At 62.1% G+C, this 20,087-nt stretch carries 16 protein-coding genes; 6 read left to right on the forward strand and 10 right to left on the reverse strand.

The window, feature by feature from the left end:
- Nucleotides 1–31: 31 nt before the first annotated feature.
- Complete coding sequence (locus DQG19_RS20070) at nt 32–949, forward strand: MerR family transcriptional regulator (RefSeq protein ID WP_116128260.1); 918 nt, start codon at nt 32–34, stop codon at nt 947–949.
- Here the strand turns inward: DQG19_RS20070 and DQG19_RS20075 are convergent.
- Complete coding sequence (locus DQG19_RS20075; protein ID WP_116128262.1) at nt 909–1,775, reverse strand: tetratricopeptide repeat protein; 867 nt, start codon at nt 1,773–1,775, stop codon at nt 909–911. The genes DQG19_RS20070 and DQG19_RS20075 overlap by 41 nt on opposite strands.
- 108 nt (nt 1,776–1,883) lie before the next feature.
- Here DQG19_RS20075 and rlmN point away from each other — a divergent pair, with 108 nt between their 5' ends.
- A complete protein-coding gene (gene rlmN / locus DQG19_RS20080; protein ID WP_116128264.1) occupies nt 1,884–2,939 on the forward strand; it encodes a 23S rRNA (adenine(2503)-C(2))-methyltransferase RlmN in 1,056 nt (351 codons plus the stop codon).
- On the opposite strand, the gene DQG19_RS20085 is transcribed toward rlmN, so the two are convergent.
- Nucleotides 2,940–3,428, reverse strand: coding sequence for a hypothetical protein (locus DQG19_RS20085; protein ID WP_116128266.1), 489 nt, complete (start codon nt 3,426–3,428; stop codon nt 2,940–2,942). It abuts the gene before it with no gap.
- A 42-nt stretch (nt 3,429–3,470) separates the two neighbouring features.
- Nucleotides 3,471–5,834 (reverse strand): hypothetical protein, encoded by a 2,364-nt coding sequence (locus DQG19_RS20090; RefSeq protein WP_116128268.1) that lies wholly within the window; start codon nt 5,832–5,834, stop codon nt 3,471–3,473.
- A gap of 128 nt (nt 5,835–5,962) precedes the next feature.
- On the opposite strand from DQG19_RS20090, the gene DQG19_RS20095 reads away from it, so the two are divergent.
- The 3 genes from DQG19_RS20095 to DQG19_RS20105 all read left to right on the forward strand — a co-directional run bounded on the left by DQG19_RS20095 (nt 5,963) and on the right by DQG19_RS20105 (nt 12,184).
- Nucleotides 5,963–6,175 (forward strand): hypothetical protein, encoded by a 213-nt coding sequence (locus DQG19_RS20095; RefSeq protein ID WP_116128270.1) that lies wholly within the window; start codon nt 5,963–5,965, stop codon nt 6,173–6,175.
- Nucleotides 6,176–7,053: 878 nt separating this feature from the next.
- The gene (gene uvrA / locus DQG19_RS20100; RefSeq protein ID WP_116128272.1) at nt 7,054–9,987 is read left to right on the forward strand and encodes an excinuclease ABC subunit UvrA; all 2,934 of its coding nucleotides are present in this window, start codon (nt 7,054–7,056) and stop codon (nt 9,985–9,987) included.
- A gap of 43 nt (nt 9,988–10,030) precedes the next feature.
- A complete protein-coding gene (locus DQG19_RS20105; RefSeq protein ID WP_198661823.1) occupies nt 10,031–12,184 on the forward strand; it encodes a sensor histidine kinase in 2,154 nt (717 codons plus the stop codon).
- A 3-nt stretch (nt 12,185–12,187) separates the two neighbouring features.
- Here the strand turns inward: DQG19_RS20105 and DQG19_RS20110 are convergent, their stop codons facing one another.
- The 4 genes from DQG19_RS20110 to DQG19_RS20125 all read right to left on the reverse strand — a co-directional run bounded on the left by DQG19_RS20110 (nt 12,188) and on the right by DQG19_RS20125 (nt 16,854).
- Nucleotides 12,188–13,123, reverse strand: a complete 936-nt coding sequence (locus DQG19_RS20110) for a sugar phosphate isomerase/epimerase family protein (protein WP_116128276.1) — start codon at nt 13,121–13,123, stop codon at nt 12,188–12,190.
- 103 nt (nt 13,124–13,226) lie between these two features.
- On the reverse strand, nt 13,227–13,961 hold the full coding sequence (locus DQG19_RS20115; RefSeq protein WP_116128278.1) for a hypothetical protein: 735 nt from the start codon (nt 13,959–13,961) through the stop codon (nt 13,227–13,229).
- Between the two features lie 319 nt (nt 13,962–14,280).
- Entirely contained in the window at nt 14,281–16,119 is a 1,839-nt protein-coding gene (locus DQG19_RS20120; protein ID WP_116128280.1) for a sensor histidine kinase, read from the reverse strand.
- A gap of 3 nt (nt 16,120–16,122) precedes the next feature.
- Nucleotides 16,123–16,854, reverse strand: a complete 732-nt coding sequence (locus DQG19_RS20125) for a LytR/AlgR family response regulator transcription factor (protein ID WP_116128282.1) — start codon at nt 16,852–16,854, stop codon at nt 16,123–16,125.
- A 146-nt stretch (nt 16,855–17,000) separates the two neighbouring features.
- Here DQG19_RS20125 and DQG19_RS20130 point away from each other — a divergent pair, with 146 nt between their 5' ends.
- A complete protein-coding gene (locus tag DQG19_RS20130; protein WP_116128284.1) occupies nt 17,001–18,032 on the forward strand; it encodes a Gfo/Idh/MocA family oxidoreductase in 1,032 nt (343 codons plus the stop codon).
- Nucleotides 18,033–18,034: 2 nt separating this feature from the next.
- Here DQG19_RS20130 and DQG19_RS20135 read toward each other — a convergent pair whose 3' ends face one another.
- The 3 genes from DQG19_RS20135 to era all read right to left on the reverse strand — a co-directional run bounded on the left by DQG19_RS20135 (nt 18,035) and on the right by era (nt 19,662).
- Nucleotides 18,035–18,298 (reverse strand): hypothetical protein, encoded by a 264-nt coding sequence (locus DQG19_RS20135; RefSeq protein ID WP_116128286.1) that lies wholly within the window; start codon nt 18,296–18,298, stop codon nt 18,035–18,037.
- Nucleotides 18,299–18,346: 48 nt separating this feature from the next.
- On the reverse strand, nt 18,347–18,610 hold the full coding sequence (locus DQG19_RS20140; RefSeq protein WP_116128288.1) for a hypothetical protein: 264 nt from the start codon (nt 18,608–18,610) through the stop codon (nt 18,347–18,349).
- A 155-nt stretch (nt 18,611–18,765) separates the two neighbouring features.
- Entirely contained in the window at nt 18,766–19,662 is an 897-nt protein-coding gene (gene era / locus DQG19_RS20145; protein WP_116128290.1) for a GTPase Era, read from the reverse strand.
- Nucleotides 19,663–20,087: the final 425 nt, after the last annotated feature.

Consider the following 20,087-nt stretch of genomic DNA (forward strand, 5'->3'; position numbering starts at 1 on the left):
CACCGTTCTTTCACGCTATCACCATATTCCCTTGGTCGTCTACACCATCAGCGACGTTGAAAAACTTACCGGTATCCGGGCGCATACGCTACGGGCCTGGGAGCAGCGGTATGACCTGGTCACTCCCCGGCGCGACGAGAATAACGTGCGGTACTACCTGGAGCCGGACCTGAAAGAGCTCTGCAACATTGCCCTTCTCAACCGCCACGGCTACCGCATCAGCAAGATCGCGGCCCTTTCCGACCGGGAGCGCCGCCGGGCCGTAGCGTCGGTATCCTCCCTCAACATCAGCGCCGACACCGAGCTCGACGCCCTCACGCTCTGCGCCGTGGAGCCCGACCCCGAACGGTTCAGCTTCATCATCGACACCAACGTGGCCCAGCGGGGCTTCGAGGAGACCATGATGGAAGTGGTTTACCCCATGCTGGATAAGCTGGGGCTGCTCTATTTTACCGGCTCGGTCCGGTCGGTGCAGGAGTCGCTCATCAGCGCCCTGATTCGCCAGAAACTACTGGCGGCCACCGACCAGCTTCCCTTCGCCGGGCCGGGGGGGCTACCGCGTTTCGCCCTTTTCCTGCCCGAGGGCGAACGGCAGGAACTCAGCACCCTGTTCGTGCAGTACCTCCTGCGCAAGCGTGGGTTTCCCGTGTTGTACCTGGGCGCCGACGTTTCCCCCCAGGACCTGGAGGATCTGGTCCGCGTCACGGAGGTGGATTACTTATTCGCCATTCTTTCCAGCACCTTCGTGGCCCGGCCCGTCGAGGAACTCGCGGCGGAAATTCTCGAGCGTTGTCCCGACAGCCGCCTGCTCCTCTCCGGCTACCAGGCCACCCTGCACGATCTCTCCGAATACCCCCGCGCTACCTGCCTGGGCGGGCTAACCGAGACCATCCGCTTCGTTGAATCGCTCAGTAACCGCGCAAGTCAGAATATTGCTGCAGTGAAATGATCTGCCAGGCGTTGAGTACCCGCTCTACTTCGGCCGGGTGGACAGCGGCGATTGCCACCAGGGCGGTACCGTTCTCCGGTCGGGGCAGCAGGTCGCTGTAGTACTCCGGGAAGGCTCGCCGCTCGTCGTCGCTGGCGTTGGCGCGATCGTGCTGAACGGCCCGCGTCGCGTTGCTCCACACTTCAAACCCCAGTCCGGCATCGTAACAAAGTTGCTCGAGCTGCTCGATCCGGGCCGCGTCACCGGTGTGCAGCAGGCAGCTGAAGGTCTGATAGGGTGACCGCTTGATGCGCGTGACCGCGTCGTAGATCGGTACGCGGCGGCGGCCGATGACGTTATAGCCCTGCTGACCACGGCGGTCGTAAAGCATCAGGTCGCGGTAACGCATGCCGCTGCCGGGGTGCGGAATGCTGACGACCCGGCCGCGGGCGGCGTCCAAAGCCTGCATCCAGAGAATTTCGTAGCCATCCTGGTGACGCAGCTGCAGACCGAGGGGCCGCTTGGTATCGAGGTCCGCGAAACCGAATTTGGACCATACCGTCTGGGCGATGCGCATCCGCTTGAGGGGCACGGCCGCCAGACCGAGTTGCCACCAGGCGTCGCGATCGTCGGCGTCGAGCGCCACCGTCTTGCTCCAGTAGTGGAAGGCCGGCTTCCATTCGTGGCGGCGGCTATAGATCGTACCCAGTACCCGGAACGCGTCGGCCCATTCGGGCACGATGCGGGTCACCTTCTTCAGGAGCTTCACGGCAGTGTAGGGGTCTCCCACGCGGTCGTAGCGAAGCGCCTGCTCGTAAAGGTCCAGATAATTAGGTGGTACGTTCATAGGTAGTGCACTGCAAGCAAAGGGGCCCGGGGGCCGGAGTTTAGTAACGTATGACCGGGAGCTTGGTTGCCGCTTCAACCCCCGTCGCGGGTCAGGCGTTGCTCGTGCATGGCCACACTGACCGCTACCCGACCCGACATCCGCTCACTCAGCCTGGAACAGCTGACCTCCGACCTTATTCTGTCGGGGGAGAAGAAGTTCCGCGCCAAGCAAGTGTACGAATGGCTGTGGCAGAAAGGCGCCCGCAGCTTCGACGAGATGACCAATTTGTCACTTCCCTTACGTGAGAAGCTTAAGGAACGCTACACCCTGCCGGTGATCACCCTCGACCGCTTTCAGCGCAGCGCCGACGGTACCCTCAAGAGCCGCTTCCGCCTCCACGACGGCCACCTGATCGAGTCGGTACTTATTCCCGTGGTCGCCGACGACCGCTTCACGGTGTGCGTATCCAGCCAGGTCGGCTGCAGCCTCACCTGCAGCTTCTGCGCTACCGGACGCATGAAGCGGCTGCGCAACCTCACCGCCGCCGAGATCTACGACCAGGTATACCTGGTCAACGAGCAGTGCCTGGAAACCTACGGCAAGCCGCTCACCAACATCGTGTACATGGGCATGGGCGAGCCGCTGCTGGCCTTCCGCGAGGTAGTAGGCAGCATCGACCGCATCACCAGCCACACCGGCCTCAATATGGCCCCCCGCCGCCTCACCGTCTCCACGGCCGGCATCGCCAAGATGATCCGCAAACTAGCCGACGAGGACACCAAGGTCAACCTGGCCCTCAGCCTCCACGCCGCCGACGACGCGAAGCGCAACGAGATCATGCCCATCAACGAGACCAATAACCTGGAATCCATCGTCGAGAGCCTGGAGTATTTCTACGAAAAGACCAAGAAGCGCATCGGTTTCGAATACATCACCTTCCAGGACTTCAACGATACCCTCGAGGATGCCGAGCAGCTGTACCGCATCTGTCGCCGCGTCCCCTCCATGGTGAATATCATCGAGTACAACCCCATCGACAACGCGCCCTTCCGCAAGTCGAGCGAGCACCGCATTGACGACTTCGCGACCTACCTGCGCGACCGCGGCGTGATGGTCACCGTACGCCGCAGCCGCGGCAAGGACATCGACGCGGCCTGCGGACAGCTGGCCAACAAGGCCTGATCAGGCACGCGCGGCGTTCTGCAGGAGCGCCTCGAGCTCGCGTTGCTTCTCCTCCCCCTCGATCAGGTATACCGGCAGGATCACCTGCCGCCCGTCCCGGAATTCCAGGATGAGCTCCCGGACCGAGGGCCGGGTCACCTGCGCCAGTTGCGTCAGGTCCACGCGCTGCTTCCCGGCCAACTGATCGAGGGCGTAGGTCATCGTGCCCGCCGCCACGTCCACGTAGCGTTCCGGGGCCGCCTCCTTCCCCCCGCCGTGGTTGTACGTCGCGTAGGCTACCGCGCCGGCGGCCAGCAGGTACAGGATAGCCAGGAGCAGCTGCCAGAGGTGACTGTAGTCGTCGCCCGCCGTCCAGCCGGTAACGTAAACGTAGAGCGAATGGACGCCGGCCACCAGGAGCAGGGCCGCCGCGGCGTAAAAGAGCACGTGGAGCAGGCGGGTCGTAGCCGGATCGGGCTGGTCGGCACGGTAGTGGTAGTCGGGGATCACGCCGCCCAAGATAGTGCCGTTCGCCCACATCCCCCGGGCGGGCTACCGGATGAAGACGATCTTTGCCACCGCGCTACCCGGGTTTTCTACGGCAAAGCGTCGATTGCTGGACGCAAAGACCAGGTACACGCCCGTAGCTACCCGCCGCCCGGTATAGTCGGTGCCTTGCCAGGTATACTGTCCGCCCTGCGCAACGCCGTCGCTGACCAGCTTACCGCTTATGTCGGTGATCTTGACCCGGGCGTCACGCCCCAGCCCCCGGATGGCTACCGGCCCATCGTAGCCCGGCTCGACCGGATTGGGGAAAACGACGATTTCCTCCACGAAGCCCTCCGCCGCCGATGTCGCGTCCCCCCGGTAACTGATGATGCCCAGCTCGGTTCCGAAGTAGACCGTTCCCGACACCGGGTCGATGGCGATACTCTTCACCACGTCGTCGAGGAGTGGACTGTTTCCTCGGTCGAAAAGTAGGAGTTGCTCCCGGCCGTTTTCGGACAGCAGGAAGGCGCCGCCGTTGGTCCCTACCCACTTGCGGTCGGCGCCGTCGACGGCGATAGTACGCACCTCCTCCGTTTCCAGCAGGTAACCGCCGAAGCCGTCCTCGGCCTCCGCCGCCGGACGGGAACCGACGCAAAATTCTCCGTCGAACACGTTAGGCCCACAACTGAACAGGACAATGCCCTCGGCCGTGCCCACCCAGACGCGGTCGCTCAGGTCGACGGCGATACTGCGGGTTTCGTTGGTGGGCAACTGACTGTTGCTGGCCAGGATCGTACGGCAGCGGTCGTCGGAGGGGTCCATCGGCGTACCGTTGGTGTCGATGACCGTCAGACCGCCGTTAGCGCCGCCGCGGTGGACGACCCAGACAAAACCGTAATTGTCCACCGCGAGGTCGATGGCGATATTCAGGTCGCACGTTTGCCCCAGCGCGGCCCACTCCCCGTCCGGACTGCGCACGCTCACGATGCCGTTGCGGGCCGCCCGGCTCACGGCGAAGAAGGTATACCCTTGGGCATCGGTAGCCGCGCCGGCCGCGCGGATGCGCCCCGGCCCGGCGTCCGGCGCCAGCTCGAGGCTGCTGTTTCGCTCGTCAAAGAGGGTAAATTCTCCCTCCGGGTCCAGCGCCACTACGCCTTCAAAAAAGGAGCTGAAGTAATGAATATCGTTGACCGGATCGTAATCGACATCAATGATGGTAGCAAAATCGTCGTCGCCGTTGACGGCCCCGTCCTGCCCCCGCAGCACCTCGGTATTGAAGCGATTGTACACCGTCCAGGAGACACCGTCGTATTTCCACAGGCCATCGTAATCGAAGGAGGGGGTCGTATTTTCGTCGAGCTGCCCGGGGGCTACCCACAGGTCGGTACCGTCGTGCACCATACGGTATACGCGGTCCGTCGGGGGGCCGGGGTACTGCAGGTTACGGCAGTCGGCGCCGTCTTCGGTGAGGTAGTGGATGAAGTTGGCGTCGTCGCCGAACCAGATGCGTCCCCGCTCGTCCTCGATGGCGTAATTCGTGAAGTAGGCGCAGTCGCGCAGGGGTGTCGCGTCGCCCGGGGTTTCTCCCAGCGAAAGCACTACCCGGTCGCGGCACCCGGAACCGGTACAGCGGTAACCGGCCAGCAGTCCACTCGCCCCCCCGCTCAGGTATGCGAGGCGGTTGTCCAGGGGCGGGGCGTCGTAGTGCAGCAGGGCCGTATCACCCGCCAGGCGGTATACATCGTTGTCGACCCCGAAGTAGAGATTGTCGCGCCAGGTGACGATGGTCCGCGAGTTGTAGTCCCCCGGCAGGCCGGTCTGCGGGCCGAGCAGTTCCCAGGTATTGAAGTCGTTGATGTTGACGCCGCGCAGCGATACCCCGTAGAGTCCTTCCGGCGTGGCTGCGTAGAGCCGGCCGTCGCGGGTAGCCACGCTATTGACCCGCACCCCGGTAAAGGTGGTAAAGGTGAAGATCTGCTCGTCGAGCGAGAGGGCACTGACTCCGTACCCCGCGGCCAGGTATACGACGTTATCCTCGCCGAAGGCGATATCGTAGATGCGCTTGTCGCCGCTGAAGTTGAAATTGTCGATCTGCCGCAGGGTGGAGAAACGCCCGTCTCGGTAGAGGTCCAGGGTGCTGTTTTCGTAGACGATGAGCAGCGTGCCCGTGGGCGGGTGGTAGCGGATTAGGTCGATCCGGCCGCCGGCCAGCCCCTCCGTGCGGGTAAGGGAGCGGACGCTGAAGTCCTCCTTGTCGACAAAAAAGATCAGGTTCCGCGTGGTATAGATGATCTCTTCCGGGCTCTGGGTCACGAAAGCTCCCTTCGATTGCGACTGCAGGCTCGTCCACCGACCGAGGGTATCGAGCTGCGCGTGCGCGCCGCTTGCTAGCAGAAGGAACAGGCCCAGGAATACGGGTTTCAGCATAGTACAAAGGTACGGAGGGGCGCGGGCGCGGGTGCCACGCCCGGCCGGGAAAGCTTGGTCGTTGGCTTAACCAACCCGAAGATGCCGCACCACCCCGAAGCGTGGCCCCGCCCCCGTACCTTTCGGCCGTGGAACCTACATCGCTCGGTACCGTCGTCTTTTACCTCCCCGGACCGGGCTACGGCTACCTCCGCCTGCACGGCAGCCGCGAGGAGTTTTATTTCCGCCGCCGGAACCTCCGCGTCCCCGTCGTGCGTAAGGGCGACCTTGTCCGCTTCGTTCTCCGGGACGGGCCGCAAGGGTACGTGGCTGATGGGGTTGAGCTGGCTGGGCTGGCCTAGGGGTTGTTGGGGTCTTTGCGTTGTTGAGTTGTTGCGTTGTTGCGGTTGCCCGCATCGCTCCCGCCCCTCGCTCCGCTCGGGTGCGTGCCGCCGGGAGCGCGCAGCGCTATCCGCATATCCGAGTAATCCCTTGTCATGCGGGAAACCGCCGAAGGCGGCAGCGAAGCTGATCTGTGTCAATCTGCGGCTAAATCTGCCGGCGAAGCCGAATCTGTGGTAGAAAAGTCAGTGGGTTGTTGGGTTGGTGCGTTGTCGCGGTTGCCAGCATCGCTCACGCCCCTCGCTCCGCTCGGGTTGAGGACGTCCACGTCCGATCCGGGTTACCGGGTTTGTTGGCGGGTCGGTGCGTCAGTGCGTTATTGCGGTAGCCCGCATCGCTCCCGCCCCTCGCTCCGCTCGGGTGCGTGCCGCCGGGAGCGCGCAGCGCTATCCGTATATCCGAGTAATCCCTTGTCCTGCGGGAAACCGCCGAAGGCAGCAGCGAAGCTGATCTGTGTCAATCTGTGGCTAAATCTGCCGGCGTAGCCGAATCTGTGGTAGAAAAGTCAGTGGGTTGTTGGGTCATTGCGTCAGTGCGTTATTGCGGTTGCCCGCATTGCTCCCGCCCCTCGCTGTGCTCGGGTGTGCCGCCGGGAGCGCGCAGCGCTATCCGCTAATCTGCGTAATCCCTGTTGTGCGGGAACCGCCGAAGGCAGCAGCGAAGCTGATCTGTGTCAATCTGCGGCTAAATCTGCCGGCGAAGCCGAATCTGTGGTAGAAAAGTCAGTGCGTTGTTGCGTTGTTGCGGTAACCCGCATCGCTTCCGCCCCGACCGCCAACAAACGTCTACCCCGACCAGGCGACACAACCACACCCCGCCCAACCGGGTTGTTAAGGCTATGCCTTCATCGACAGCTAAGCCTACCGGGGCCCCCTCCCCGGAAGCCCGCATTGCACCCGCGGCCCCGCCCCAGAAAACGCCGGAAATCCCCCACACGGAGCGCTTCATCAGCGTCATCGGCGCGAAGGAGCACAACCTGAAAGACATCGACGTGGAACTGCCGCGCAATGAGCTGGTGGTCATTACCGGTCTGAGCGGCAGCGGCAAGTCGAGCCTCGCCTTCGATACGATCTACGCCGAAGGGCAGCGGCGCTATATGGAGACCTTCAGCAGCTACGCCCGGCAATTCATGGGCACCATGGAACGGCCCGACGTGGAGCAGATCACCGGCCTGAGCCCTGTGATCTCCATCGAGCAGAAGACCACCAACCGCAGTCCCCGCTCTACCGTAGGTACGGTGACCGAGATCTACGACTTCCTGCGCCTCCTCTACGCCCGCGCCGGTACCGCCTACAGCTACGTGAGCGGCCAACCCATGCTGCGCTACACCGAGGAGCAGATGCTCGACCAGATCGCCGATACCTACGATGGCCGGAAGATTATCGTACTGGCCCCGCTCGTGCGCGGGCGCAAGGGCCACTACCGCGAACTCTTCGACCAGGTGCGCAAGCAGGGCTACACCAAGGTGCGCGTCGACGGCGAGATCCAGGACCTGAAGGAGGGCATGCAGGTGAGCCGCTACAAGGTGCACGACATCGAACTGGTGGTCGACCGCATCAAGATGAGCCCCGACCGCCTCGATCGCCTGCGGCAGAGCGTGGCGACCTCGCTGAAGCTGGGCGACGGCCTGCTGTTCGTACAGGACGCCGAAACCAACGAGGTGAGCCCCTACTCCAAGAACCTCATGGACGCCGAGAACGGCATCAGCTACGAGGAGCCGAGCCCCAATACCTTCTCCTTCAACTCCCCCTACGGCTACTGCCCGACCTGTAAGGGACTGGGGCAGGTGAACAGCCCGGACATCACCAAGATCATCCCCGACCGCTCGCTGAGCATCAATAAGGGCGGACTGGTGCCCCTGGGCGACACCCGCGACAACACGACCTTCAAACAGATCAAGGCCATTGCCAAGTCCGAGAAGTTCAAGTTGAGCGACCCGATCGAGAAGATCCCCCCCGCCGCCCTGAACGTGATCCTTTACGGCCGCCAGGACACCAAGAAAAAGAAGAAGAGCAAGTACGACAAGAGCGCCCACGATATGGTCTGGGACGTGGAAAGCAACGGCCTGGTCAACATGATCGTGCGCTGGTACGAGGAGACCACCAGCGAGCGCATCCGCACCTGGGCCGAGGAGTTCATGACCATCGATACCTGCCCCGACTGTGAAGGCGCCCGCCTGCGTCTGGAGGCCCGCCACTACAAGATCAAGGAGCAGACCATCAGCGACCTGGCCCGCATGGACCTCGGCGAGCTGGGCACCTGGATGGAGACAGCCGAGGAGGGCATGGACGAGCGCACCACCCTCATCGCTACCGACATTCTAAAGGAGATCCGCTTCCGCCTGCAGTTCCTGCTGCACGTGGGGCTGGGCTACCTGAGCCTCGACCGGCCAGGCCGTACCCTTTCCGGCGGCGAGGCGCAGCGCATCCGCCTGGCCACCCAGATCGGCAGCCAGCTCACCGGCATCACCTACATTCTCGACGAACCCAGTATCGGGCTGCACCAGCGCGACAACCAGCGGCTGATCAAAGCCCTGCGCGACCTGACCGACATCGGCAATACGGTGCTGGTGGTGGAGCACGACAAGGACATCATGATGGCGAGCGACTACCTGCTCGACCTGGGCCCGGGGGCGGGCGTCCGGGGCGGTGCCGTGGTGACCGCCGGCAAACCGGAAGAGTTCCTGAAGCAGGAGTACGCCGGCAGCATCACCAGCGACTACCTGGCCGGCCGCCGCCGGATCGAGGTGCCCGAGAAGCGGCGCAAGGGCAACGGCAAATTCCTCACCCTGAAGGGCGCCGAGGGGAATAACCTCAAGGGCGTAGACATCAAGATCCCGCTGGGCACCCTCACCTGCGTGACGGGCGTGTCGGGGAGCGGGAAGTCTACCCTCATCAACGAGACCCTCTACCCCATCCTGCGGCAGCACTTCTACAACAGCGTGAAAAAACCGCTGGAGTACAGCCGCGTATACGGTCTGCAGAACATTGATAAGGTCATCGATATCGACCAGTCGCCGATCGGCCGCACGCCCCGGTCCAACCCCGCCACCTACACCGGTGTCTTCACCGATATCCGCCAGCTGTTCACCAAGCTGCCCGAAGCCATGATCCGGGGCTATAAGCCCGGCCGTTTCAGCTTCAACGTGAAGGGTGGCCGCTGCGAGGTGTGCAAGGGCAGCGGTATGCGCACCATCGAGATGAACTTCCTCCCCGACGTAGAAGTGGAATGCGAAAACTGCCAGGGTATGCGCTTCAACCGCGAGACCCTGGAGATCCTGTACAAGGGAAAGTCCATCACCGACGTGCTCAATATGAGCGTGGCGGAGGCCGCCGACTTCTTCCAGCCCATCCCCAAGATCTACCGCCGGCTGAAGACGTTACGGGACGTCGGACTCGGCTACATCACCCTCGGACAGCGGGCCACGACCCTCTCCGGCGGCGAGGCCCAGCGGGTGAAACTGGCCGAGGAGCTCTCCAAGCGCGACACCGGGCAGACCGTATACATTCTCGACGAACCCACCACCGGCCTGCACTTCGAGGACATCAAGTACCTCCTCAAAGTACTGCAAAAGCTGGTGGACAAGGGCAACACCGTCATCGTGATCGAGCACACCATGGACGTCATCAAGGTAGCCGACTACCTTATCGACATGGGACCGGAAGGCGGTCGGGGCGGGGGAACGCTGGTAGCGGCGGGAACGCCCGAAGACGTAGCTCAGGTGGCGGAAAGTCATACCGGGCGGTTTTTGAAGAATGAGCTGGGGCACTAAGTTTTTCTTATATAGTAGATTTGCATATAAAGCTTTGCCTTTCATGCCACCGAATATCCAGGTGCAATCTTATGCATTAGTGCTGGTCGTCGATCGTCGGACCCTGGCCATTCGGGCAACCAGCTCGAATGCGCGCGCATTTCTACCGGTGGATCCGGAGGATTTACTAGACCTGACGCTGCACGATCTCTTCGACCAGCCGCTCGTGCGGAACATCTGCGAGTTTATCCACGAGGACTTTCCCGCGGTCGTTGCCCTCCAGAATCCAGAAGGGTGGTCGAAGGGCGATTACCAGGCCGTGGTGGCTACCGTCGGGCAGGAACTCGTTCTCGAGATCGAGGAAAGACGCACCTGGCCCCACTCCGGCGACTATTCCGCCCGGCTCAATGACTTCACCTACGAGCTGGAGTCCAATACGAGTACCAATGACCTGCTACAGGTCCTATGCGACGGACTCACGTTTCACTTTGCGTACGACCGCGCCATCGTTCTGCAGTTTGACGAAAGCGGCAACGGGATAGTGACCCACGAGGCGAAGAAAGACGAGCTCCCTTCCCTCCTGGATGTCCGCTTCGTGACGTCGGACGTACCGGCTACCAGCCGTCGGCACCAGGTTGCGGAAAGCGTCATGAACTTCGTGTCCGTGGACCGCCCACTCGTGGATATCCGCGGTGAGGTATCGGCAGAGGTGGAAGAGGTACTCCGCCAGTACCTCGCCGCCCGCGAACCCAACCCCAACTTTATCAAGTACCTGGAGGACAGTGAACTGAAGACCCTCGGCCACCTCTCCCTCATCATCGATGGCAAGCTGTGGGGGTCGGTATACATGCACGGCGTGGAGCCGGTGTATATCGACTACCAAATGCGCTCCTTCCTGCGGGTGGCCGGGCGCGTCGCCCAGCAAAAGATCGGCTACCACATTTACCACCGCAGCCTCCGGATGCGGCGCAAGGCCAATAGCGTACGGGACCGGCTGTACGACCAGATCGTGTACGCAAAGGGCCTTGCCGAGGGACTGACCGAGGGGCGAACGACCGTACTGGACCTCATTCGCGGGACGCGCGGCGCCGTGATCTGTTCCGAAGACGAGATGACGCGTCACGGCGCCTGCCCCACCGAAGAGGAGATCAACGGGATCATGCGCTGGATGAAGGCGGAAGTCGGCGACACCGCGATCTGGCACACGGATCACCTCTGCGCCCACTATCCACCGGCGAAACCCTTCGTGCGCAAGGCCGCGGGTATGATGTTTCTCCCGCTCGACCCCGCCGCCAACCAGTGGATAATCTGGTTCAAGCCGGAAACGGTTCAAACCGTACGCTTCGGCAGCCATGCCGGGGAACGGGGGGAACGCCAATTCGCCATCAACGAGCAAACCCGCCGGCAACATTCCACCTCCTGGAGCGACGACGACATCGGCTCCGCGCAGGCGCTGCAGTTCTTCATTCAAAAGACGGTCATGGAGCGCTATACCAGCACCCGCCGCCACAATGCTCTCCTGCAGGAGGCACTCGAAGACCTGGAGGTCTTTAGCTATACCATCGGTCACGACCTGCGCGCGCCGTTGCGGGGCATTTCCAGCTATGCCGAAATTCTGCGGGAAGACTTCTCCTCGAACCTGGGGCAGGAGGGCATCGCCCACCTGTCGGTGATCCAGCAGAACGCGGACCGCATGCGGGTCTTTATGGATGACCTGCTCGCCCTCAGCCGTATCGACCGCTCCCGCATGGTGGTCAACAGCCTGTCGGTCAGCCAGCTCGTAGACCGCGTCCTCGCCGACTTTTCCAATTCATCGGATGGCCGGCCCTGCTGCACCGTCCAGCCCGATATTCCGGACATCGCCGGCGACCGGAACCACTTGGTAACCGTGTTTACGAATCTCCTGTCCAACGCATTCAAGTACAGCGCCCACCAGGCCGTGCCGCGGGTGGAAGTAGGCTTTACCGGGGAGCGCCGCAACGGATTCCCGGTGTTTTATGTCTCCGACAATGGCATAGGCATCCCGCCCGACCAGCACCGCCGCATTTTCGACCTGTTTACCCGTTCGACCAATAGCGGCGACTTCGAGGGTACCGGTATCGGACTGGCCCTGGTAGACCGCATCATTCGCTACCACGAGGGGGAGGTATGGATTGACGAAGAAGTGCAGGAAGGCACCCGGGTACTGTTTTACACGGGGGTAGCGGTCAACGACTAGCGATTAGCCGTTTCCGAACTTGAGGTTTTGGAGGTAGCGTGCGTCCACTTCGGCACTCTCCAGCGGGGTAGAATCCACGTAGCGTTCCTGCTCTACGATGTAGTACTCCATACCCTGGTCTTCGGCTACCGAAAGCACCTTGGCGAAGTCGATGGAGCCGGTACCCAGGTCGACCGAAGCCTCCGTTTCGCTGAGATCGGCGTCCCGTTCGCGGTCCTTTACGTGGCACAGCGTCCACTTGCCGGGGTACTTGTTGAGGTAGGCGACGGGGTCGGCCCCGCCGGTGACCACCCAGTAGATATCCATTTCGTAGTCCACCATATCGTTGGTGTTCTCCATCATGAAGTCCTGAGGTACAATACCGTACACGTTCTCGAAGCTGTAGCCGTGGTTGTGGTAGGCGAAGCGCAGCCCGTTGTCGGCACAGGTCTGTCCGCGCTGGTTGAACTTGTCCACGACCGCCTGCCAGGCGTCCTTGCTGGGCTGGGCGCCGATGTAGGGACAGATCAGGTAGTCCATGCCGATGCTTGAGGCCTGCTGTGCCTTCTGCTCGAAGTTCTGGTCGATGTTGCAGTGGGTGGAAACCATGGTGAGGCCGAGCTCGTCGAGGTAATCCTTGAATTCCTGTGGCTCCATGCCCCAGAAAATACCCTGGTCGGCCTCGTACCCTTCGACCTGCTTGTAGCCGTAATCGGCCACCTTGCGCAGGGTGCCCTTGACGTCCTGAGGGAACACGTCGCGGAGGGTGTAGAGCTGAATACCGAAGGTGTCAAGGGTGCCCCCGGCGGCTTCGGCGCGTTGCTCGTTGGCGTCGATCTCCTCCACGTCGGCTTCGGTGTCGTTGGTGTTGCCGTTGTTGCATGCCCACACCGGCAGCAACAGGCCGGCGGCCCCGAATTTGGCGGATTGGCGGAGGAATTTTCTGCGATCGGTCTTCATCTTTATGTGTTTGGCCCCGTCAATGTAGGAAATTTCAAATTGGCTAATCCGATTTAGGCGCGAACGCAGGTGCGGTGTTCGGGCAAGCCTGGATACCCGCGGGTCAGGTAGCCACCAGCAACAGGGAGTAGGCCCCTACCCCACCCACGAAGGCCCAGATGTTGCTGCGCCGCTCTTCGGGCAGCTCTTCCTTCAGTACGTTCATGATCACCCCACCGGCCAGGAAGGCAAAAATGATCCCGATGAAGGCCGGGGAGATGCGGCCCAGCAGCCCCAGCACCCAACCCGACACCAGGGCCGCCGCCACCAGCCACCGCCCGGGGCGGCGGTAGCGCGCACGGTAGTGGTCATAAAGCCCGTAGTCGGTCACAACGAAGTGAAACGCCATCGCAACCACGTAGTAGAGGAGCCCGAGTAGCGTCTGATCCTCCCGCCACACCAGCAGGTAGCCGATGATTCCGTTGTAAAGCATAAAGGAGACGATGTGGATCCAGAACATCTTCACGTTGTGCTCCCCGTGATCGTTGTGCGGCTCCCGGTGAGTCTCCCGCGACCGCTTGGCCGCGCGTTCGAGCGCATAAAAAACCACCAAGCCCAGCAGGGCGAAACTGTAGACGTGGTACTCAAGATACGCCAGCCAGCCGATCTTCTCGTTACCGGACAAAATCTCCTGGTACACGGCAAACTCCGGAAGTACGTGCAGAAAAATGTAAGCCACCGATATTCCGCCGGCCAAAGAAAGCCAGCGGCTGCGGGGGATGCGGGATAGCCGCAGGTAGCCCACCGACAGGTGAACGCCCAGCAGCAGGAGTAACGAAAGGAGAGAATAGGGAGGCACAAGCCCAAGATAAGACCGTAACGTTCCGGGTACACGCGATACATAGCCATGCCCTCCCGCGGCGGCCGGCGCCCGCCGAGGGACGAACGGTACGCACACGAAAGGGAGGGCTAATGCAAAACGGCAACCGGGGTCGCCAATATCCGGGAAGTCAAAGGGAACCCCCGAAAAAAGTCTAAAAAAGGAATGTGAAAAGAGTGTGGTTCATAGTGTATGCCTCACTAAGGTAGCAGCTACCCTGCCCGCTCCCCGGGTCGTGTGTACGAGCCTCCCGCGGGGTTGTACGAAAGTGGTACTTAATTGTACGAGCCGCGTGCACCTAACTCACCAGCGCTGGTTCGTCGACGCGAAAATCGAGGTACACCCCGGTCCCTCCTACCGCGGCGTACGAAAGCTTACCCCCCAGTTTCTGCGCCAGGATACCGATGAGCCGGGTACCGAAGTGCGTAGCCCCGGGTGCGTCGGAAGTGGCCTGCGTCCCTACCCCGTCGTCGGTTACCCCCAGCCGCAGCCGGCCGGGGGCCGTCTCGGTCAGGGAGACCACCACCCGGCCGCGGCGATCGCCCGGAAAAGCGTACTTGAGGGCGTTGGTTACCAGTTCGTTGATGATGAGGCCCAGGGATACGGCCCGGTCCACGTCGAGCTCCCGGGGAACGACCTCGTTGACCAGGCGTATGCGGTCGCCCCGCACGCCAAAGGCCGATCCGATACTATTTAGCAGGAGGTCCGTATAGGCGTCCATCCCGATCGCCGCCGGCGCGCCGTGTCGGTATAGGGTCTGGTGCAGCAGCGCGATACTTTTGACGCGGCTCTGGCCGGCCCGCAGGGCATCCAGCGCGTCGCCTTTCTCCAGGTGGTGCGACTGAAGATTCAGCAGGCTGGAAATCACCTGGAGGTTGTTTTTTACGCGGTGGTGGATTTCGTGGATGAGGGCCTCGTTCTGCCGGTTCTTCTCCTCGATCTCCGCGCGTTGTGCCTCGATATCGGCGTTGCGGCGGGTCAGCTCCTCATTGGTCCGTCGGCGGAGATGGGCGATCCGCCAGATGAAGAATACAGCAACGGCCAGCAGGCCGAGACCGGCGAAGGCCAGCATCCGCGTGCGGCGCACCCGCGCAAGTTCCGCTTCGCGGTTGGCGATGGTCGCTTCCTTCTCCCGGGTCCGGTACCGGGTTTCCATTTCGGCGATGGTGCGTCCTTCCTCCTGGCTGAGGGTGGCCCGCTCGTACTTCCTCGCGGTCTGGAAGGAACGCAGGGCTTCCATGTACTGGCCGGCCTCCTCCTGTGCCTCCGCCAGCTCCTCGTAGGCACTGAACAGGCGGTGGGGATCGCGGATACCTTGTGCCACGGCCACCGAAAGCTTGCCGTAGCGAATAGCTTCCTCGAGATCTCCCATGTGCAGGTACGCGTGTCCCAGGTTGCGGTAGGCATGCTCGATCCCCGTGGAGTCGCCGAGCTCGTCGTAGATCACCCGGGCCGCCTCCAGCTCGTCGATGAGACGCTGATAATCCTTTTCGAAATCCATATACCACTGCCCGAGATTGGCGTAGAGCGAGCCGACGACCTGGCTCCGGATGCCGGACTCCTCCGCCAGCCGTAGCCCCTCCAGGTAGGCCTGCCGGGCCGGGGGCCACTGTCGGAGGTCGCGGTGCAGCACGCCGACCAGGTTGTATCCCTCCATCATTTCCGCGGTGTCCCGCGCGGTCGTGGCCAGGTGGACCGCCTGCCGGGCGTAGTCCAGGGCGCGGTCGCGCAGTGACGGGTCGCCGTTCACGTCGCCCATCTTCTTAAAGGAGCGAGCCAGCCGGTTGGTGACGTAGGCAATTTCACGGGGGGCATCAACGAGCCGGTACAGGTCGATGGCCCGCTGACTTACCCGGAGGTTTTGCTCGAACCGGCCGGTGTTGGAGTATACGTCCGCCAATTCGCTGAGGATATCGGCTTCCAGCCGCGGCATGCCATGGTCTTGCACGGCCGTTTGGGCCAGGTCAAGGTAGAATTCCGTACTGTCGCCGTTTTCGGACTCGCGGGCCCGCTGTAGCCAGGCTTCCGCCTCCGCCGAAGTGCTCTGGGCCGCCAGGGGCAAACACGCCAGCACGGCCCCCAGCAACAGTGGCAGTATCCTGAGGGCCGGACCCGGGAACGGCGGTCGTGCGGGCATGGATCAGAGGGTATTGAGGCGGGAAAGAAAATCGATGCGGTAGCCGTGTGAGAGCGGAACCTGCCGGCCCTTTAGGTGGAGATATACTTCCCCCACGGAATCCAGTTGGGCCAGGTTGATCAGGTACGAGCGGTGTACCCGCACGAAAGTGTAGTTATCCAGGCGGGTGAGGAGGTACTTCAGGTTGCAGGTAACCGTATGCTTGCCCTCTACGGTGAATATGTCGCAGTAATTTCCCTGTGCCTGGATGTAGAGAATATCGGCAAACTCCACCTTGAAAAGGTTGCGGCGGGTATCCCGGATGAAGATCCGGTCCTGCAGGATTACGCTGTCGCCGTCGGACGCCTCCGGTTGATCCTGCCGGCTGAAATTCCGAATCGCCAGGTCGATGCCCCGCTGCAGGTCGACCACGTCGAAGGGCTTGGAGACAAAGGCGGCGGGCACCGCTTCCCGGGCCCGCTCGAAGGTCACGCGGTCACTGTTGGCGGTGAGGAAAATGACGGGGGTGGGAAATTCCTGGTTGAGGCGGTGGGCCACTTCGATGCCGTCGATATCATCCCCCAGCTGTACGTCCATCAGGACCAGGTCGGGCCGGGACCGCCGGACCGCGGGCAGTACTTCCTTGCCCGCCGCGATCTTTTCCGTGACCGCATAGCCCATCCGGTTGACACTCGATTCGATATCGGCGGCGATGATCGGGTCGTCTTCCACTACCAAAATGCTGATCGCGTCCATACGTAAGCAATGTACTACAAGCCCGCGAGCTTTTTTCCCTGCTACGGCATACGCTGCACCCGCGCACCCGCGCCGGAAACCCGCTCCAACCTTGGTACGGGAATCGCGTTGGAGGGGGAAATCACTACCCGCACAACCGCCCCCGCATGAGCTCTTCCCCTCCCATCAACGTTGGCCTTATTGGTTTTGGCCTGTCCGGCCGGTATCTCCAGGCCCCCTTCTACCGCGCCCACCCCGGCTTCCACGTAGCACGGGTGGTGACCAGCCGGGCCGATGAGCTGGCCGCGGAATTTACGGGGATGAACCCCACGCGTGACCTGGACATCGTGCTGGCCGACCGCGCGATCGACCTGGTCAGTATCGCTACCCCCAACGCGACCCACTACGAATTCGCCAGGGCGGCCCTGGAGGCCGGCAAGCACGTGCTGGTCGACAAGCCCGCCTGCGCCACGGCCGCCCAGTTGCGGGAACTGCGCGACCTCGCCGCCGCCAATAACCTGCACCTGTTCGTATTTCAGAACCGGCGGTGGGACAGCGACTTTCTTACCACCCGCAAGGTAGTCGACGGCGGTGCCCTCGGCGAGCTGGTCAACTACGAGGCCCGCTACGACCGGTGGAAACCCGAGCCCAACACCAAACCCTGGAAAGAAAAGCCCGGGGCCGCGGCCGGTATGCTCTACGACCTGGGGGCCCACATCATCGACCAGGCCATCTGCCTGTTCGGCCGTCCGCAGGAGGTGAGCGGGGCCACCTGGACGCAGCGCAGGGACAGTTCCATCCCCGACGCCTTCGACCTGCAACTTACCTACGAACTTCCCCTGCGCGTGAGCCTGTCCTGCAGCCTGCTCGCGCGGGAGCCGACCCCCCGCTACACCCTGCACGGTTACCGGGGCAGCTACGTCAAGTACGGGATCGACGTGCAGGAGGACCAGTTGAAGGCCGGCATCCTGCCCGGCCATGACCGTTTCGGCGAGGAACCGGCCGAGCAGCACGGGTTGCTGCACACGGAGACGAACGGGCTGACCGTGCGGGGGCCCGTCATGACCGAGACCGGCCGGTGGATGGGGTTATTCGAAAACATGCACGCCGTCGTTCGCGACGGGGCCGCTCCGGCCGTCGCGTTAGATGACGTAATTCTGCAACTGGAAATAATAGAATCGGCCAGCGGGGTGGCCTAGGGCTACCCTCTTCCGACGAAGCGGTAATCTTTCGACATTCCCTCTTTATCGTGCCGCAGGGCCAGTTGGCGCAGCTCGAAGTGGTCGAAAAAGGTATCCCAGCTGATCTCGCGCAACTTCGCGTCGCTTCGGTTCTCCGGCCAAATGATGGCGAGTGGCCGGGAGTCGTTGGCGGTCGTGGTTTCTTCGACCACGCCGGGCACTCCGTTGTGCTTCTTGGCCCAGGTCTGGATGGTTGCGTGGTCGGTGGTGGTGGCTTCTGCCATGGGGGGGGGAATTAGGGATTGTTGGATTGAAAAAATGATGGCGTGATGTCAGTCGCGGCTCACCAGTTTATTGAAGGTATTGCCGGCTTCGGTGCTGTGCAGCAGGGCAAGCTTACTGTTGTCGAACTGCTTGAACCACTCGTCCCAGCCGATCTTTTCGAGGTCGGAGTTTTCGGTCTTCTGTTCGAAGTAGATGCGAATGATCTCGCCGTCGCCCCCGTCGGTGCTCGCCACTTTAGCAGGTGCTCCGTTGCGGTCTTCGGTCCATTTTTTGATGGTGTCGTGGTCGGTGGTTTTTTTGGAATCAGCCATGATCGCTAGTAGTTAGGTGTACTTCCCCAACGTACCGCCCGTACGTACAAGTTCGGTGCCGGGCCATACTCCCTTCTAGCATACGGTACCGCGGCCGTGTCTCTATCAGGGCCGCACGCCCGTCTACCAGTCAGGAGCGCAGCGACTGGCGTGCCTCACCGATCGTACCCGAACCGCTTGAGCCACTGCTCGTCGTCCCGCCAGTCCTCCCGGATCTTCACGTGGGTCTCCAGGAATACCTTTCGTCCGAGAAATTCCTCCATCCGCTTGCGGGCATTCGTGCCGAGCTTTTTGATGGAGCTGCCGCCCTTACCGATGAGAATAGGCTTCTGCGTTTTCCGGCTTACGTAGATGACGGCGCTGATGCGGGCGAGCTCTTCTCCGTCCTTGGTTTCGGTTTCCTCGAAGGTTTCGATCTCGATCTCCACGCTGTAGGGTATTTCCTGGTGGTACTGCTCGAGGATCTGCTCACGCAGTATCTCCGAAACGAAAAAGCGTTCGGATCGGTCGGTGAGCTGATCTTCGGGAAAGTACACCGGTCCTTCGGGCAGGGCTTCCTTGATGGCCACCAACAGGTCGTCTACCCCCAGGCCCGACTGCGCCGAAATGCCGAAAATACGTTGCGGCTTCATCCACTTTTTGAACTGCCGCTCGAGCTGGTTGACGCGGTTCTCGTCTACCAGGTCCAGCTTGTTGAAGACCAGAAACAGCGGCACGTCCATGCGGCGCAGCTTGCCGACCAGCAGGTCGTCTTCTCCGTATTCCTCCTGCGGATCGACCAGGTAGATCATCACGTCGGCGTCTTCGAAACTGGAGTTGACGTAGCTGTTCATCTTCTCCTGCATCTTGTAGCTGGCCTCCTCGATGTAGCCGGGGGTATCGCTGAAGACGACCTGGCAGTCCTCGGTGGTCAGGATACCGATGATGCGGTGGCGGGTCGTTTGCGGCTTGGCCGTGATGATGCTCATCCGCTCCCCCACCAGCGCGTTCATGAGGGTGGACTTCCCGGCATTCGGCCGGCCGATGATGTTGACGAATCCGCTTTTGTGCATGGGTCAAAGGTACGGGCGGGGACGCAGGTGCGGGGCTTATGGTAAACTGGGGCGGTCGGTGGGTATGGATTTATCGGAGGGGCTTGGGTTACCGCGGACGTAGCGGGGATTTGGGGCCTTTGCTTTGCTTTGCCTGGTGAGTGAGTGGATTGTTGAATCTGGCGGCCGAGGGTGTAGGGTGGTATTTTTTTACCACAGATCGGCTGCGCCGGCAGATTCAGTCACAGATTAACACAGAGTCTCCCGCAGGGCAGGGATTACGCAGACTAGCGGATAGCGCTCCGCGCTCCCGGCGGCATACGCATCCGAGCGCAGCGAGGGGCGGAAGCAATGCGGGCTACCGCACCAATGCACCAACTCAAAGACCCAACAACGCAGACCTTCCTTACCGCAGATCGGCTGCGCCGGCAGATTCAGTCACAGAT

Source organism: Lewinella sp. IMCC34183 (assembly GCF_003390915.1).
Classification (GTDB): domain Bacteria; phylum Bacteroidota; class Bacteroidia; order Chitinophagales; family Saprospiraceae; genus Neolewinella.

What these genes read in the sequence shown, in the direction of transcription:
- DQG19_RS20075 (WP_116128262.1), bottom strand. Translation starts at nt 1,775, where the DNA reads ATGAACGTACCACCTAATTATCTGGACCTTTACGAGCAGGCGCTTCGC.
- rlmN (WP_116128264.1), top strand. Translation starts at nt 1,884, where the DNA reads ATGGCCACACTGACCGCTACCCGACCCGACATCCGCTCACTCAGCCTG.
- DQG19_RS20090 (WP_116128268.1), bottom strand. Translation starts at nt 5,834, where the DNA reads ATGCTGAAACCCGTATTCCTGGGCCTGTTCCTTCTGCTAGCAAGCGGC.
- uvrA (WP_116128272.1), top strand. Translation starts at nt 7,054, where the DNA reads ATGCCTTCATCGACAGCTAAGCCTACCGGGGCCCCCTCCCCGGAAGCC.
- DQG19_RS20105 (WP_198661823.1), top strand. Translation starts at nt 10,031, where the DNA reads ATGCCACCGAATATCCAGGTGCAATCTTATGCATTAGTGCTGGTCGTC.
- DQG19_RS20110 (WP_116128276.1), bottom strand. Translation starts at nt 13,123, where the DNA reads ATGAAGACCGATCGCAGAAAATTCCTCCGCCAATCCGCCAAATTCGGG.
- DQG19_RS20120 (WP_116128280.1), bottom strand. Translation starts at nt 16,119, where the DNA reads ATGCCCGCACGACCGCCGTTCCCGGGTCCGGCCCTCAGGATACTGCCA.
- DQG19_RS20125 (WP_116128282.1), bottom strand. Translation starts at nt 16,854, where the DNA reads ATGGACGCGATCAGCATTTTGGTAGTGGAAGACGACCCGATCATCGCC.
- DQG19_RS20130 (WP_116128284.1), top strand. Translation starts at nt 17,001, where the DNA reads ATGAGCTCTTCCCCTCCCATCAACGTTGGCCTTATTGGTTTTGGCCTG.
- DQG19_RS20135 (WP_116128286.1), bottom strand. Translation starts at nt 18,298, where the DNA reads ATGGCAGAAGCCACCACCACCGACCACGCAACCATCCAGACCTGGGCC.
- DQG19_RS20140 (WP_116128288.1), bottom strand. Translation starts at nt 18,610, where the DNA reads ATGGCTGATTCCAAAAAAACCACCGACCACGACACCATCAAAAAATGG.
- era (WP_116128290.1), bottom strand. Translation starts at nt 19,662, where the DNA reads ATGCACAAAAGCGGATTCGTCAACATCATCGGCCGGCCGAATGCCGGG.